General features: G+C 58.3%; 11 protein-coding genes. 2 read left to right on the plus strand and 9 right to left on the minus strand.

Features of this window, described 5'->3' with window-relative positions; genetic code table 11:
- Positions 1 to 42: 42 nt before the first annotated feature.
- The 6 genes from PspS49_RS04355 to PspS49_RS04380 all read right to left on the minus strand — a co-directional run bounded on the left by PspS49_RS04355 (position 43) and on the right by PspS49_RS04380 (position 10,462).
- Positions 43 to 1,638 carry an ABC transporter substrate-binding protein gene (locus tag PspS49_RS04355; RefSeq protein WP_160038279.1) on the minus strand — a complete coding sequence of 532 codons (1,596 nt, stop codon included), beginning with the start codon at positions 1,636 to 1,638 and terminating at the stop codon, positions 43 to 45.
- 77 nt (positions 1,639 to 1,715) lie between these two features.
- Positions 1,716 to 3,137: an OprD family porin gene (locus tag PspS49_RS04360; protein ID WP_127925813.1), complete on the minus strand. Its 1,422-nt coding sequence runs from the start codon at positions 3,135 to 3,137 to the stop codon at positions 1,716 to 1,718.
- A gap of 175 nt (positions 3,138 to 3,312) precedes the next feature.
- The gene (locus PspS49_RS04365) at positions 3,313 to 4,911 is read right to left on the minus strand and encodes an ABC transporter substrate-binding protein (RefSeq protein ID WP_160038281.1); all 1,599 of its coding nucleotides are present in this window, start codon (positions 4,909 to 4,911) and stop codon (positions 3,313 to 3,315) included.
- Between the two features lie 300 nt (positions 4,912 to 5,211).
- A complete protein-coding gene (locus PspS49_RS04370) occupies positions 5,212 to 6,837 on the minus strand; it encodes an ABC transporter substrate-binding protein (RefSeq protein ID WP_127925815.1) in 1,626 nt (541 codons plus the stop codon).
- A 260-nt stretch (positions 6,838 to 7,097) separates the two neighbouring features.
- Entirely contained in the window at positions 7,098 to 8,699 is a 1,602-nt protein-coding gene (locus tag PspS49_RS04375) for an ABC transporter substrate-binding protein (protein WP_160038283.1), read from the minus strand.
- Positions 8,700 to 9,278: 579 nt separating this feature from the next.
- Positions 9,279 to 10,462, minus strand: a protein-coding gene (locus tag PspS49_RS04380; RefSeq protein WP_202982094.1) for an IS3 family transposase whose coding sequence is annotated in 2 segments (ribosomal slippage) — positions 9,279 to 10,198 and positions 10,198 to 10,462 — 1,185 coding nt in all. Because the reading frame shifts where the segments join, the coding sequence is not laid out codon by codon here.
- 622 nt (positions 10,463 to 11,084) lie between these two features.
- On the opposite strand from PspS49_RS04380, the gene PspS49_RS04385 reads away from it, so the two are divergent.
- Both PspS49_RS04385 and PspS49_RS04390 read left to right on the plus strand, forming a co-directional pair.
- Positions 11,085 to 12,281 (plus strand): MFS transporter, encoded by a 1,197-nt coding sequence (locus PspS49_RS04385; protein ID WP_160038277.1) that lies wholly within the window; start codon positions 11,085 to 11,087, stop codon positions 12,279 to 12,281.
- Between the two features lie 160 nt (positions 12,282 to 12,441).
- On the plus strand, positions 12,442 to 12,696 hold the full coding sequence (locus PspS49_RS04390) for a hypothetical protein (protein WP_150705927.1): 255 nt from the start codon (positions 12,442 to 12,444) through the stop codon (positions 12,694 to 12,696).
- A 197-nt stretch (positions 12,697 to 12,893) separates the two neighbouring features.
- On the opposite strand, the gene PspS49_RS04395 is transcribed toward PspS49_RS04390, so the two are convergent.
- The 3 genes from PspS49_RS04395 to PspS49_RS04405 are packed head-to-tail and all read right to left on the minus strand — an operon-like array spanning position 12,894 to position 15,779.
- A complete protein-coding gene (locus PspS49_RS04395) occupies positions 12,894 to 13,874 on the minus strand; it encodes a peptide ABC transporter ATP-binding protein (protein WP_127925811.1) in 981 nt (326 codons plus the stop codon).
- A complete protein-coding gene (locus tag PspS49_RS04400; RefSeq protein WP_095125386.1) occupies positions 13,874 to 14,842 on the minus strand; it encodes an ABC transporter ATP-binding protein in 969 nt (322 codons plus the stop codon). Before PspS49_RS04400 ends, PspS49_RS04395 begins: the two co-directional genes overlap by 1 nt.
- 10 nt (positions 14,843 to 14,852) lie before the next feature.
- Entirely contained in the window at positions 14,853 to 15,779 is a 927-nt protein-coding gene (locus tag PspS49_RS04405) for an ABC transporter permease subunit (RefSeq protein WP_027610812.1), read from the minus strand.
- Positions 15,780 to 15,781 lie beyond the last annotated feature (2 nt).

A 15,781-nucleotide genomic window follows, 5' to 3' on the forward strand; every position in this document is an offset into this window, starting at 1 on the left:
TGCCCGGTGTCCCTGGGGTCAGGGACACCGGGAGTTTCTTATCTACTTCACCTGGGTGGTGGCGAAGTTATTAGTGGTGAGAGGGCTGATGTGATAGCCCTCTACGTTGTTGCGCATTGCGGTAAACATCCTGGTGTGGGCCATGCTGATCCATGGCTGATCCTGATTAAACAATACTTGCGCCTGTTCGTAGAGCGCGGCGCGTTCGGCCGGATCTACTTTAGCCCGTGCTTCATCCAGCAGCGTCTGGAATTTCTCGTTGCACCAGCGCGCGTAGTTCTCGCCGTTTTTTGCCGCCTCGCAACTGAGCATAGGCGTCAGGAAGTTATCCGGGTCGCCGTTGTCGCCCGCCCATCCGGCCGAGACCATATCGTGTTCGCCAGCCTTGGCGCGTTTGAGCATTTCGCCCCATTCCATCACGCGGATGTCGATCTTGATCCCGACTTTCGCCAGGTCAGCCTGCATCATCTGTGCGCCGAGCATCGGGTTGGGGTTGGTCGGGCCGCCACCGTTGCGGGTAAACAGGGTAAACACGGTGCCCTCCGGAACCCCGGCTTCCTTGAGCAGGGCGCGGGCCTTGTCGAGGTCACGTGGCGGGTTCTTCAGGTCGTGGTTGTAGCCCAGCAGCGTGTCCGGGTACGGGTTGACCGCGACGGTCGCATTGCCCGGGCCGAACAGCGCGTTGACGTAAGCCGCTTTGTCGAAGGCGATATCGATCGCTTTACGCACACGCACGTCGCTCATGTATTTGTGCTGGGTGTTCATGGCGATGTACGAAACGGTCATCGCATTCAGTTCATCGACCTTGAGCTTCTCGTCTTTCTTGATGCTCGGGATGTCATCCGGTTTCGGATACAGCGCGATCTGGCACTCGTTGGCCTTGAGCTTCTGCAGGCGCACGTTGTTGTCGGTGGCAATCGCCAGGATCAACGCATCGGCCGGTGGCTTGCCACGGAAGTACTCCGGGTTGGCCTTGAAGCGCACCTGCGCATCCTTGGCATAACGCTGGAAGATGAACGGGCCGGTGCCGACCGGTTTGTTGTTGAGGTCGCCGGTCTTGTTGGCCTTGAGCAACTGATCGGCGTACTCGGCGGAGTAGATGGCAGTGAACGGCATCGCGACATCGGCCAGGAACGGCGCTTCGCGGCGGGTCAGAGTGAACTTGACCGTTTGGTCGTCGACTTTTTCGACGCTTTTGAGCAGTTCTTTGAAGCCCATGCTTTCAAAGTACGGGAAGCCCACGCTCGACAATTTGTGCCACGGGTGATTCGGGTCCAGCTGACGCTGGAAGCTCCAGACCACGTCGTCGGCGTTCATGTCGCGGGTCGGCTTGAAGTATTCGGTGGTGTGAAACTTGACGCCTTTACGCAGGTGGAACGTGTAGGTCAGACCGTCTTCACTGATGTCCCAGGTGTCTGCCAGGGCCGGAACGATTTCCGTGGTGCCGGGCTTGAAGTCCACCAGACGGTTGAAGATGGTTTCGGCCACAGCGTCCGCCGTGACTGCAGTTGTGTACTGGACCATATCGAAGCCTTCCGGACTGGCTTCGGTGCAGACCACCAAGGGTTTGGCCGAGACGCCGACAGCGACACTCAGCAACGCAGCCGCGATGGCTGCACGTAGGGGAAGCATTTTCATCGATAACCCTCTGCAATCGGTTGAAGACAAAAAGCCGAACGGCCGACTCATCATGAGTCAGCCGTCGACTGGCGTTTTTACAGGATGTTGAATGGAATCGTGGTCACGAGACGGAACTCGTTGATGTTGCCGTCAGCCTGGTTTTCACTGGCGCGGTGCGTGGTGTACGTCGCGCGAATCGCAGTGGCCTTGAGCGGGCCGCTCTGCACGGCGTAGGAAGCACCGATGCCGTATTCGTAGTGAGTTTCGCCGTCCATCAGGCTCAGGTCGCCGCGCTTGGCGCCCGGGTCGGTGTAGGCGGTGCCACGGTAGTGAGTACCGTCAATGCCCCAGCCGCGTGCCTGGTAGATGTTGAACTTCAGGCCTGGCACGCCATATTCGGCCATGTTGATGCCGTAGGCGATCTGGAAGGACTTCTCGTTCGGGCCGTTGAAGTCCGACAGCAGGGAGTTGGCCAGGTAGATGCCGTTGGTTTCGTGCAGGTAGTCGAAGTAGGTGTCGCCATTCACTTCCTGGTACGAGAAGGTCAGGCTGTGAGCCTGGTGAGCCAGACCCAGCGACAGCGAGTAAGTATCGTTGTCGATCTCGCCCATGAGCTTTTTGCCTTCGTCGACGGTCTTGTAGTAGTTCAGACCGGTGGTCAGGCTCAGCACCTGGCTGTCACCCAGTTCGTGGGTGGCACCGAAGTAGTACTGGTTCCAGAAGTCTTCGACGTTGGAGCCGTACAGGCTGGTTTTCAGACTCTTGAACGGCTGATAGTTGACGCCAGCGATGTAGACCTTGTCGGTCTCAACGCCAGTGGCCGAGTACTCGGTGCGGAATTTCGACAGGCTCTGCTCGGTACGCGGCGAAACACGGTCGAAGCCACCGAGGTCGAACGACAGGTTGTTGAACTCTTCGCTGTGCAGGGTAATACCCTCAAAGCTCGAAGGCAGCGGACGGTTGCCGATGACGTCAACGATCGGGGTGCTGAAGTTCTGGCGACCGGCGGTCAGCGTGGTGTTGGAAACCCGCAGCTTGACGTTGGCCAGACCCAGTTTGCTCCACTGGTCGACAGCGTCGCCGTCGGAGTGCGCCAGGGTACGGTTGGAACCGCCGGCGATGTCCTTGCGGTCACGGTCCAGAACGATGGCGTTGTAAGCGGCGACTTCGGTGCTGACGCCAACGGTGCCTTGGGTGAAGCCCGAGGTGTAGTTGACGATGGTGCCTTGCACCCAGTTGATACGACGCGGGGTCGGTGTCTTGACCACTGGCGAAGTGTTCTTGTCGCTGTTTTTCACGTAGCTGAAACGGTCATCACGACGCTTCAGTTCATTGGCGTACCAGTTACGGGTTGTGCCGCCCAGGCTTTGTCCATCGATAAAGCCTTTGGCCTCGCTTTGGGCGCTACTGCCGGCCAATGTGGTAGGGACGAACTCCTGACTTGCAGGTTCTGCGTACGCCGTGGCGGTGATGCTGCTGATGGCCAGGGCCAGTATCGCGGTGCTGCTCAGTTTCATGGGTGAAGCTCCTTTACTTTCTTTTTATGCCGGCTTTTTTTGGTGTGCCGGTTATTGGTTTAGAACTCATTCACACATCGCAAACGTTTGCAAAAAGCCGGATTGGCGAATTTCGGCAAAGCGCTTGCGTGAGGGGCTAGACAGCGCCCCTCAGCGTTGCGGCTAATCGTCTGGTTTAATCGATACCGACACCCGAGAACACGTTGCGACCGAACGGGCTGACTTTGAACCCTTCGATCCTCGCGCTTAACGGCTGGTTGACCGTCGAGTGGGCGACAGGCGTGATCGGCACTTGCTGTTTAAGCAATTGCTGGGCCTGTTTGTAGAGCACGGTGCGCTGGTCGCGGTCGGTGACGACCTTGGCCTCTTTGATCAGCTTGTCGTAAGCCGGATCGCACCACATGGAATAGTTGTTGCCGCCAATGGCATCGCAGCTGTACAGCGTGCCGAGCCAGTTGTCCGGGTCACCGTTGTCACCGGTCCAGCCGATCAGGCTGATGTCGTGTTCGCCGTTCTTGGTGCGCTTGATGTACTCGCCCCATTCGTAACTGACGATCTTCACTTTAAGACCGATCTTGGCCCAGTCGGCCTGGAGCATTTCGGCCATCAGCTTGGCGTTGGGGTTGTACGGACGCTGCACCGGCATCGCCCACAGGGTGATTTCGGTGCCTTCCTTGACGCCGGCAGCCTTGAGCAGCTCTTTGGCTTTTTCCGGGTTGTAGGCGGCGTCTTTGATAGTGTCGTCGTAAGACCACTGGGTTGGCGGCATGGCGTTCACGGCCAGTTGGCCAGCGCCTTGATAAACAGCGTTGAGAATCCCTTGTTTATTCACCGCCATGTCCAGCGCCTGCCGCACTTCGAGCTGGTCGAAAGGCTTGTGACGGACGTTATAGGCGATGTAGCCGAGGTTGAAACCCGGCTTGGAAATCAGTTGCAGTTTCGGGTCGGCCTTCAACGCTTCAACATCGGCAGGGCGCGGATGCAGGGTGATCTGGCATTCGCCGGCCTTGAGCTTCTGTACGCGCACCGAGGCGTCGGTGTTTATGGCGAAGATCAGGTTGTCGAGTTGGACCCGGCTCGGATCCCAGTATTGTTTATTACCGGTGTAACGGATGTTCGAGTCTTTCTGATAACTCTTGAACACGAACGGCCCGGTGCCGATCGGTTTCTGGTTGATATCGCTCGGCTTGCCGTCGGCCAGCAGTTTGTCGGCGTATTCGGCGGACAGGATGGAGGCGAAGCTCATGGCGATGTTCTGGATGAACGCGGCGTCGACGCTGTTGAGCGTGAACGCCACGGTCAGCGGCCCGGTCTTCTCGACCTTGGCGATGTTCTTGTTCAGGCTCATCCCGTTGAAGTACGGGAATTCGGTTGGATAAGCCTTACGGAAGGGCTGCTGCGCATCCAGCATGCGATTAAACGTGAACAACACGTCATCGGCGTTGAAATCGCGGCTCGGCTTGAAGTACGGCGTTGTATGAAATTTCACACCTTCACGCAGGTGAAAGGTGTACTTGAGACCATCCTCGGAAATATCCCACTGGGTTGCCAGACCGGGGACGACATTGGTCGCGCCTTTTTCGAACTCGACGAGACGGTTGTAGATCGGTTCGGCGGCGTCGTTATCGGTCGCTGTTGTGTACTGCGCGGTATCGAAACCGGCCGGGCTGCCTTCAGAGCAGAACACCAGGCTTTTGCTGGCGGCGAAACTGGCGGACGAGGCGGCCAACAGGCCGGCGCCCAGCAATGCGGAAAAAACCAAGGTATGGCGCATGACGCTCCCTCTCTTTTTAGTGTTGTTCAATGCGCCGTCGTCTCATCCGGAGACGTTTGGCTACATCGAGCTCAATCCAGTACGTACGGCAAACCGGTGGCCCACGCAGAAACTGGTCAGTACCCGACGGTAGGGGCCGCGGTCCTGGCAGTAAATGCGTAAATGCCTTAAAGCTCGTAGGAAAAGGCGACACGTCCTATACCGCTGCGGTAATCCACAGTGGAATTGGCTGTAGGCAATTTCCTGAATTCCCGGCAGATAAAACAGCGGCGACGTTAAAAACGTCGCCGCTGCAGTGCCTTATTTGCTGACGCTGACGCCGTAGAAGGAGTTCAAGCCAAATGGGCTGATCTTGAAATCCTGCACGTTGGCGCGCATGGGTTGATACACCGTCGAGTGAGCGATAGGTGTCATCGGGACTGCATCTTTGAGGACGTGTTGTGCCTCTTTGTACAGTTCGGTGCGTTTACCTTGGTCGGTTGTACGCTTGGCTTCTTTGACGAGGCCGTCGAACTTCTTGTCGCACCACTTGGAGAAGTTGTTGCCGCTGAGCGAGTCGCAACCGAACAGCACGTTCAGCCAGTTGTCCGGATCACCATTGTCACCGCTCCAGCCAATGATCATGGCCTGGTTCTCGCCACCTTTGGAACGCTTGATGTACTCGCCCCACTCGTAGCTGGTGATCTTCACTTTCAAGCCGATCTTGGCCCAGTCGGACTGGAGCATTTCAGCCATCAGTTTGGCGTTCGGGTTGTACGGACGCTGCACCGGCATCGCCCACAGAACGATTTCGGTACCTTCCTTGACGCCCGCTTCCTTGAGCAGCTGTTTGGCTTTCTCAGGATCGTACTTGGCATCCTTGATGGTGGTGTCGTAAGACCACTGGGTCGGCGGCATGGCGTTGACGGCCAGTTGGCCTGCGCCCTGATAAACCGAGTCGATGATCTGCGGCTTGTTCACCGCCATGTCCAGCGCCTGACGGACGCGCAGGTCAGCCAGCGGGTTGGCTTCGTTGCTGCCCTTGACCTTGTCCATCACGTTGTAGGCGATGTAGCCGAGGTTGAAGCCCGCCTGATCAGGCATCTTCAGCGACTTGTCTTCTTTCAGCGCTTTCAGGTCGGCCGGACGCGGGAACAGGGTGACCTGGCACTCGTTCTTTTTCAGCTTCTGAATACGTACCGACGGGTCGGTGGTGATGGCGAAGATCAGGTTGTCGATCTTCACGTCATCAGGCTTCCAGTAATCCTTGTTGCCGGTGTAACGGATGTTGGAATCTTTCTGGTAGCTCTTGAACACGAACGGGCCAGTGCCGATCGGCTTCTGGTTGATGTCGGCGGCTTTGCCTTCTTTCAGCAGCTGCGCTGCGTACTCGGCGGACTGCACCGAGGCGAAGCTCATGGCCATGTTCTGGATGAACGCAGCGTCGACTTCTTTCAGAGTGAACTTGACGGTGTGGTCGTCGACTTTATCGATCTTGGTGATGTTGGTGTCCATCCCCATGTCGGTGAAGTACGGGAATTCGGTCGGGTACGCCTTACGGAACGGGTCATCCTTGTTAATCATGCGATTGAAGGTGAACAGCACGTCGTCGGCGTTGAACTCACGAGTCGGCTTGAAATACGGGGTGGTGTGGAACTTGACGCCTTCACGCAGGTGGAAGGTGTAAGTCAGGCCATCATCGGAAATGTCCCACTTGGTCGCCAGACCAGGAATCACGGCGGTGCCGCCGCGCTCGAACTGGGTCAGACGGTTGAACATGGTTTCGGCTGAGGCGTCGAAGTCGGTTCCGGTGGTGTACTGGCCTGGGTCGAAACCGGCCGGGCTGCCTTCGGAGCAGAACACCAGGTTAGTCGCAGCGGATGCGAAAGGTGCGGAGGCTAACAAGCCTGCGCCGACTAAAAACGGAATGACCGCGTGTTTAAGCATGTTGGCCTCATGATTTGTTGTCATTTTTTAGTTGTGAGGTACGACCTCGTGAGTCGTGCCTGCGGATACTTATGCAGGGGCCATACCCAATGCAAGATCCAGAGTGTGAGTGAGCGTTAAACCGTGGCACGAACGTACCTTAATGTCGCATCTGTATAACTTCTGACGCATTTGACCGTTTGCGGGTGGTTTTTACGGTGCAAATGAAGCCCCAAAACGGTGCGCTGGTCACGTTGTGCGCGCCGCCTTGGGGCTCGGTGTTACTTATTTATACCCACGCCATAGAAGGGGGTTAGACCGAACGGGCTAATACGGAAGTCGGTGACTTCCATGCGCAACGGCTGGAACACCGTGGAGTTTGCAATCGGCGTGATCGGCACTTGCTGTTTAAGGATCAGTTGTGCCTGTTGATACAGTTTTACCCGCTGCTCCTTGTCCGTGGACAACTTGGCCTGTTGCACCAGTTTGTCGTAAGCCGGATCGCACCATTTGGCGTAGTTGCTGCCTTTCACCGCCGCGCAGCTGTAGAGCACGCCAAGCCAGTTGTCCGGGTCACCGTTGTCACCTGTCCAGCCATAGATCATGGCGTCGTGTTCGCCATTTTTCGCACGTTTGATGTACTCGCCCCATTCGTAGCTGACGATGTTGGCCTTGATGCCGATTTTCTCCCAATCCTGCTGGATCATCTGTGCCGACATCCGCGCATTCGGGTTCGAGGCGCGTTGCACTGTCATCGCCCAGAGGTTGATGGTTGTACCTGGCGCAACCCCTGCTTCTTTCAGTAGCACCCGTGCTTTTGCCGGGTCGTAGGGAGCGTCCTTGATGGTCGGGTCATACGACCATTGCGCCGGCGGCAAGGCGTTTTGCGCCAACTGGCCGGCGCTTTGGTAAACGGCTTTGATGATTGCCGGTTTGTCGATGGCCATGTCCAGCGCCTGCCGCACTTTGAGCTGGTCGAGTGGCGCGTGGGTGGTGTTGTAGGCGAGGAAACCGAGGTTGAAACCGGCCTGTTTGAGCACGCGCAGGTTCGGGTCTTTTTCCATCACTTCGATGTCGGCCGGGCGCGGGTAGCCGCTGACCTGGCATTCGCCGGCCTTGAGTTTTTGCAGGCGCACGGCGGCGTCCGGGGTGATCGAAAAAATCAGGTTATCGATTTTGACGTCTTCGGGTTTCCAGTAGGCCGTGTTGGCGGCATAGCGGATTTGTGAATCCTTCTGGTAGCGCTTGAAGACGAATGGGCCGGTGCCGATGGGTTTCTGGTTGAGGTCAGCGGCTTTGCCTTCCTTCAACAGTTGGTTGGCGTATTCGGCGGATTGCACCGAGGCGAAGCTCATGGCGAGGTTTTGCACGAAGGCGGCGTCGACGTTGTTGAGGTTGAAGCGCACGGTTTGCTCGTCGAGTTTTTCTACCGATTTGATTGTGGTGTTGAGGCCCATGTCGGTGAAGTAGGGGGACTCGGCGGGGTAGGCCTTGCGGAAGGCGTTGTCTGGGTCGAGCAGGCGCTGGAAGGTGAAGAGCACGTCGTCGGCGTTGAAGTCGCGGGTGGGTTTGAAGTAGTCGGTGGTGTGGAATTTTACGTTTTGGCGCAGGTGGAAGGTGTATTGCAGGCCATCGTTGGATATGTCCCATTTTGTTGCCAGGCCGGGTTCGATGTCGGTGCCGCCGCGCTGGAATTGGGTGAGGCGGTTGAAGACGGTTTCGGCGGAGGCGTCGAAGTCGGTGCCGCTGGTGTATTGGCTGGGGTCGAAGCCTGCCGGGCTGGCTTCGGAGCAATAAACGAGTGTTGTGGCGGCGTTGGCGATCGGGGTTATGGCTGTTAGTGCGAGGGAGATCAAGAGCGGTTTTAGGGTGGATCTTGGCATGGGGTCCCCGGGGAATCGGCGGTGGTAATCGTGGAAGAGTAGCTGGGGCGGGGGTGTTGGCGGAAATATCGTTTTTCCTGTTGAAGCGTCTATCTCGGCATATCTAGCACTTGTGTGTATATCCGTTGCTGCGGTAACGGCGGCTTAGGGTTTCGCCCTTACGGCGACTCACTTTTTTTCAAACGCCAAAAAAAGTAAGCAAAAAACGCTTGCTCCTACGTGCGGCCCGCTCGCTGGGGCTCGGGGTTCCTTCGCTCCGGGATCGATCCGGGCGCAGCGTCTCCGGTTTGCTTCGCTGCACCTACTCCCGCTGTGTTTGGCTTCGCCAAACGGTCGCTGCGCTCCCACGCCCGGATCAATCCCTCCACTCAGCCTTCCGACGTCGCCTTACAGATCAAGAGCTGCAGCCGAGCTAACGCTCATCCTGTTGAGTGGTGAAGAGCGGGGCGCGGTCGGCTTTGGATTTGTGGTGGATTCGCCCCTCACCCCAGCCGTCTCCCGAGGGAGAGGGAGCCGATTTTCGGGCGTTTCAAAACCTGAGTTCAACGCGGTATCGCACGTCGGCGTAGCTTGCAGTGGTCAACTAATTCCGGACACCTCGATAGGTGTTTTTGACGCCATCGCTCGCTCATAAACGGTCGGTGGCAGATATCCCAGTTTCGAGTGCAGCCGTTCGTTGTTGTAAAACCCAACGATGTACTCGGTGATGTCGCGGATCGCTTCAGCGTGGTTCGCGTAGTCACGGCGCCATACCCGCTCCATTTTCAAACTCAAAAAGAAGCGCTCCATCACTGCGTTGTCCCAGCAATTACCTTTACGGCTCATGCTCTGCTGCATGTCGTTTCTTGCCAGTAATTCTCTGTAAGTTGCACTCGCATATTGGCTACCCCGATCTGAGTGGGCAATCAAGCCTGGCGGCGGTTGACGCTGCGCGATAGCCAGTTGCATCGCGGTGCACACCAGCTCTGCCGGCATGTTCGGAGCCATCGACCAGCCCACTATCTTGCGCGAGAACAAGTCCAATACCACGGCCAGATACAACCAGCCACTGCGGGTGCGGATATAGGTGATGTCGGCTACCCAGGCCTTGTTTGGCGCTACTGGATCAAATTTTCTGTTCAGTACATTCTCTGCAATCGGCAGGTCATGATTACTATCGGTTGTGTGTACAAACTTGCGCTTCCAGGCTGAACGCAGTCCGTTAGCCCGCATCAATCGACGGATTTTATACAGCCCGACAAGCATGCCTTTACCGCGCAAAGCGTCGCGCAAAGGGCGGCTGCCGTAGCAGCCTCCACTCTCGGCGAAAGACGCCTTGAGTTGCACAAGAACAGGACAACTCTGCCGAACAGGCGCATCAGCACGCTTCTGAGACTCATAGAAGCCTGAACGACTGATGCTCAGCAACCGACAGACATGTGCCACTGAGTAAGCCTTCTGTTGCAGCTGCCGAACCAGTCGATACCTTACTTCAGCTCGCGGGCAAAGAAGGCGGTAGCCTTTTTTAAGATGTCGTTGTCCACCTTGAGCTGCCGATTTTCCTGTTCCAATTGCCGGATGCGCTGTTGCTCTGCCGTCAATGGCTTGCCGATTCCGGCCTGCCCCAGTTGCTCTGCCTCGTATTGCTGAACCCAGCGTCGAACGGCTGTCTCACCAATGTTCAGATCCTGGCAAACCTGCACAACAGTCAGTCCCTGATCCTTGATCATCTTCACGACTTGCAGCTTGAAGCTGTCGTCGAATGCCCTGCGTTTTTTAGTCATGAATAACTCCTCGATAGATGTATTTTCCACCTATCGGGGTGTCCGGGGAAATTAGACCACTGCATTTCACGTCGGCGTAGCTCTCCCAAACACCTCGGTCAGTCTCCTCTACCTCTGGGAGAGGGTTAGGGTGAGGGGCTTTTGATCTGTTTCAGAATCTGAGTTCGGCTCGGTATTTCACGTCGGCGTACATCTCCCAAACACCTCGGTCAGTCCCCTCTACCTCTGGGAGAGGGTTAGGGTGAGGGGCTTTTGATCTGTTTCAGAATCTGAGTTCGGCTCGGTATTTCACGTCGGCGTAGCTCTCCCAAACACCTCGGTCAGTCCCCTCTCCCTCCGGGAGAGGGCTAGGGTGAGGGGCTTTTGATCTGTTTCAGAATCTGAGTTCGGCTCGGTATTTCACGTCGGCGTAGCTCTCCCAAACACCTCGGTCAGTCCCCTCTCCCTCCGGGAGAGGGCTAGGGTGAGGGGCTTTTGATCTCAAGTCGGTTTCTGGTTTCGTCCGCGCAATGGCTGTAGGACGACTCGGCTTTTTGTGGTTTCGATGTTCTTGAACGCGACAACCTGCCTGCTGACCGTTAGTGTTCCAGCTCCCCGCACGTCGCTTTGAGAGGTCAATGGAATGACGAGTCGCCTGACTCACTTGCTACGACTGAACGGCTATTTCAGCGTGATGGCCTGGGTGCTCGCGGCGCTGTTGTTCATCAATCGCCTGAGCAGCATGGTCAAGCTGTTCATGGCGCTGTATCTGCGTCAGGAGCTGGGCCTGGCGATCGAGACGGTTGGCTGGTTGTTGTCGGCGTACGGCGCGGGGTTGCTGGTCGGGTCGATGCTCGGTGGCTGGCTCAGTGATCATGTGCGCACGGCACGGCTGACGGCGGCGTTGTTCTTTGTTTCGGTGTGGGTGCTGATTCTGCTGGGGCTGGTGACGCAGGTGTCGTTGCTGGCGGCATTGCTGTTGCTCAGCGGGGGCATCGACGGGGCTATTCGCACGCTGCATCAGCGGCTGATCATGGAATATTGCGAGGTGGCGCAGCGCTCGCGTGCGCAGGCGTTGAGTCGGGTTGCGCGCAACCTTGGGATGGCCGCCGCCGGTGTGGCGGGCGGGGTTTTGGCGCAGGCTGATTTTCGCTGGGTATTTTTCGGCAGCGCGGCAATGACGTTGCTGGCCTTGATGTGGTTTGTCCGCACTACGTGGCGTCGACCGGTGCTGATCAATGACGAAAAGTCCACGGACGACGCAGGTTCCGGGGTGCCGCATCGCGACAAACCGTTCCTCTGGTTGCTGGCGGCGACGGCCGTGCTTGGCATCGCGTTCGACACGGTCTACAGCACGCTGGGCAATTATCTGCGTGATTACTACCACCTGAGCACTGAGGCCATCGGTTGGCAGTTCGGCCTCAATGCGTTGTTGGTGATCGCCCTGCAGATTCCGCTGTCGCATTGGGGCGAGCGCTGGGGCATGCGTCGACAAATGCTGCTCGGCAGTGTGTTGCTGGCCTGCGGGCTCGGCATGTTGCCGTTCGGTTCCGGGCTGTTTTACGTCTGCGTGTCGACGCTGATCTGGACCTTGGGCGAGGCCTTTTTCATGCCGCCGCTGAATGTGCTGGCCATGCACTTTGCCCAGGGCGGCAAAAGCGGTCAGTACTTCGGCCTGTTCTTTATGAGCTGGAGCGCGAGTGCGCTGTTGTCACCGGTACTCAGTGGCCAGTTGTACGGTCAATTCGGTGGCCACAGTGTGTGGCTGGCGAGTGCGCTGATGGTGTTGATTTCCATCCCGCTGACTTGGCAGGCCACGCGCCTGCGCCCGGTCGCTTAGCTGATCCGGCGATTGGCGTTATTCGAAAGCAATCTGTCTGTCGAGGGCATTTCTGCGTGCTCGTTAGCGTCCTATCTGGTGAACCCGATGGATCGGAACTAGATTTCACACAGCGCCAGTCAGGCACAAATGTCTCACCTGAAAATGGATGGAGTCGGCTATGAAAAGCAGGTTGCTACGGGTTTTATTGCTGTTGAAAGTGATGGTCATGCTGTCCCTCGGCACCGCGACGGCCTGGGCCGAGTGCGAGGATCACGATTCTCAGGCGTTCAACGGGCAGGTCGGGCATAGCGGTTTGATGCTTGCCAAGTCCGAGTCCGAGCCGGGCGATCAGGGGCAGGGTGGCAGCGCCGATGATGACGACTCGACTACCGATGAGCCGGATACCGACGATGAGGGCGACAGCCAGACGTAAATTGCAGGCAAAAGAAAACCCCTACTGCCTCGACTGATGCGCAATCGGGGTGGAAGGGGTTTGGTTAACTCAGGAATAACTCACATCCCCTGTGGGAGCGAGCCTGCTCGCGAAGGCGTCATCTCAGTCAACATTAATGGTGACTGATTCACCGCTTTCGCGAGCAGGCTCGCTCCCACATTGTTTCAGGGCGGTTTTTAGGCCGCGCCATCAAGGAACTGCTCGGCGTAGTGGCAGGCCACCTGCCGGCTGTCGAGCTGACGCAAGGCCGGCTCTTCGCTGCTGCAACGCTCGGTCGCATACGGGCAGCGCTTGTGGAAAGCACAGCCCGGCGGCGGGTTCAGCGGGTTAGGCAGTTCGCCGACGATCTTGATTTTCGGCTTGTTCGGGTCCGGGTGAATGGTCGGGGTCGCCGACAGCAGCGCCTGGGTGTAGGGGTGCAACGGACGCTCGTAAATGTCGTTCTTCGGACCCAGTTCCACCGGGCGACCGAGGTACATCACCATCACGTCATCGGCCACGTGTTGCACCACCGCCAAGTTGTGCGAGATGAACACGTACGCGGTGTTGAACTCCTGCTGCAGATCCATGAACAGGTTGAGCACCTGCGCCTGAATCGACACGTCCAGTGCCGAGGTCGGTTCATCCGCCACCAGCACTTTCGGTTGCAGCATCATCGCCCGGGCCAGGGCGATACGCTGACGCTGACCGCCGGAGAACATGTGCGGATAGCGCTGATAGTGCTCAGGGCGCAAGCCGACCTGCTTCATCATCGCCTGGACTTTCTCGCGACGCTCGGCGGCGGAGAGATTGGTGTTGATCAGCAGCGGCTCGCCGAGCTGGTCACCGACTTTCTGCCGTGGGTTCAACGAGGCGTATGGGCTTTGGAAGACCATCTGCACGTCTTTGCGCAGTTGCTTGCGCTGGGCCTTGTCGGCGCCGGCGACTTCCTGGCCGGCGATTTTCAGCGAGCCGGAGGACGGATCTTCAATCAGTGTCAACGCACGGGCGAGGGTGGATTTGCCGCAGCCCGATTCGCCGACAACAGCGAGAGTCTTGCCGGCTTCCAGTTCGAACGACACGCCGTTCAGTGCGCGCACGGTCGCATGGCCCTTGAACAGGCCACGGGAGACTTCGTAGTGACGGGTCAGGTCGCGGGCGGTAAGTACGACGGCCATTACGCCACCTCCTGGTTCAGCGGGAAGAAGCAGCGGGCGAGGCTGTGGCTTTTCGGATCAAGGCCTGGACGCTGCGCGCGGCAGCTGTCCTGCACGTATGGGCAGCGCGGCGACAGCAGGCAACCCTGCGGACGGTCGTAGCGGCCCGGAACGATACCCGGCAGGGTCGACAGGCGTGAGGCGCCGAGGCTGTGCTCGGGAATCGCCTTGAGCAGCGCTTCGCTGTACGGGTGCGCCGGGATGTCGAACAGTTGCGGCACCTGCCCGACTTCAACGGCTTGCCCGGCGTACATCACGCAGACGCGCTGGGCGGTTTCTGCCACGACGGCGAGGTCGTGAGTGATCAGCACCAGGCCCATGTTCTGTTCTTTCTGCAACGCCAGCAGCAGATCCATGATCTGCGCCTGAATCGTCACGTCCAGAGCCGTGGTCGGTTCGTCGGCGATCAGCAGTTTCGGTTCGCCGGCAATTGCCATGGCGATCGCAACGCGTTGGCTCATACCGCCGGACAGTTGATGCGGGTAGGCGTCCATACGGCTGGCGGCGCCCGGAATTTCAACTTTTTCCAGCAGCTCGATCGCACGTTTGCGCGCTTGCTTGCCGGACATTTTCAGGTGCAGACGCAGCACTTCTTCGATCTGGAAACCGACGGTGTAGCTCGGGTTCAGCGCGGTCATCGGATCCTGAAACACCATCGACAGGTCTTTGCCGACGATCTGCCGACGCTGACGGTTGCTCAGTTTGAGCATGTCTTTGCCGTCAAAGCTGAGCGAGTCGGCGGTGACGATGCCGGGGTGCTCGATCAGGCCCATCAGCGCCATCATGGTCACGGATTTACCCGAACCCGACTCGCCAACGATGGCCAGTACTTCGCCTTTGTCGACTTTCAGGTCGAGGCCATCGACCACCGGGGTCGCGGTCTTGTCGCCGAAGCGAACGTTGAGATTCTTGATTTCTAGCAGTGACATGGGAATCTCCTCAGGCGGCGTTCTTGAGTTTCGGGTCCAGCGCATCGCGCAGGCCGTCGCCCATCAAGTTGATTGCCAGCACGCTGAGCAAAATGGTCAAACCAGGCAGACTGACTACCCACCAGGCGCGTTCGATGTAGTCGCGGGCCGAGGCCAGCATGGTGCCCCACTCAGGAGTTGGCGGTTGTACGCCAAGGCCGAGGAAGCCCAGTGCGGCGGCATCGAGAATCGCCGAAGAGAAGCTCAAGGTCGCTTGAACGATCAGCGGCGCCATGCAGTTCGGCAGCACGGTGATGAACATCAGACGTGGCAGACCGGCACCGGCCAGGCGCGCGGCGGTCACGTAGTCGCGGTTCAGTTCGCCCATCACGGCGGCTCGGGTCAGACGCACGTAGGACGGCAAGGACACCACAGCAATGGCGATCACGGTGTTGATCAGGCCAGGGCCGAGGATGGCGACGATCGCCACAGCCAGCAGCAGCGATGGCAGGGCCAGCATGATGTCCATCAGACGCATGATGGTCGGGCCGATCATCTTCGGGAAGAAACCGGCGAACAGACCGAGCAGAATCCCCGGAATCAGCGACATCACCACCGACGACAAACCGATCAGCAGCGACAGGCGCGAGCCCTGGATCAGACGCGACAGCAGGTCACGCCCCAGTTCATCGGTGCCGAGCAGGAACTGCATCTGCCCGCCTTCGAGCCACGCCGGCGGCGTCAGCAGGAAGTCGCGGTATTGCTCGCTAGGGTTATGCGGTGCGACCCACGGCGCGAAAATCGCGCAGAAGATGATCAGCAGCATGAACAGCAGGCCGGCAACCGCGCCTTTGTTTTTGGAGAAGGCTTGCCAGAATTCTTTGTACGGTGACGGGTACAGCAGGCTTTGATCCGCGCTTGGGGCGGACGTGGCTACTGAGGATGTTGGAGTGCTCATGG

It is taken from the genome of Pseudomonas sp. S49 (genome assembly GCF_009866785.1).
In the GTDB taxonomy this organism is placed as follows: domain Bacteria; phylum Pseudomonadota; class Gammaproteobacteria; order Pseudomonadales; family Pseudomonadaceae; genus Aquipseudomonas.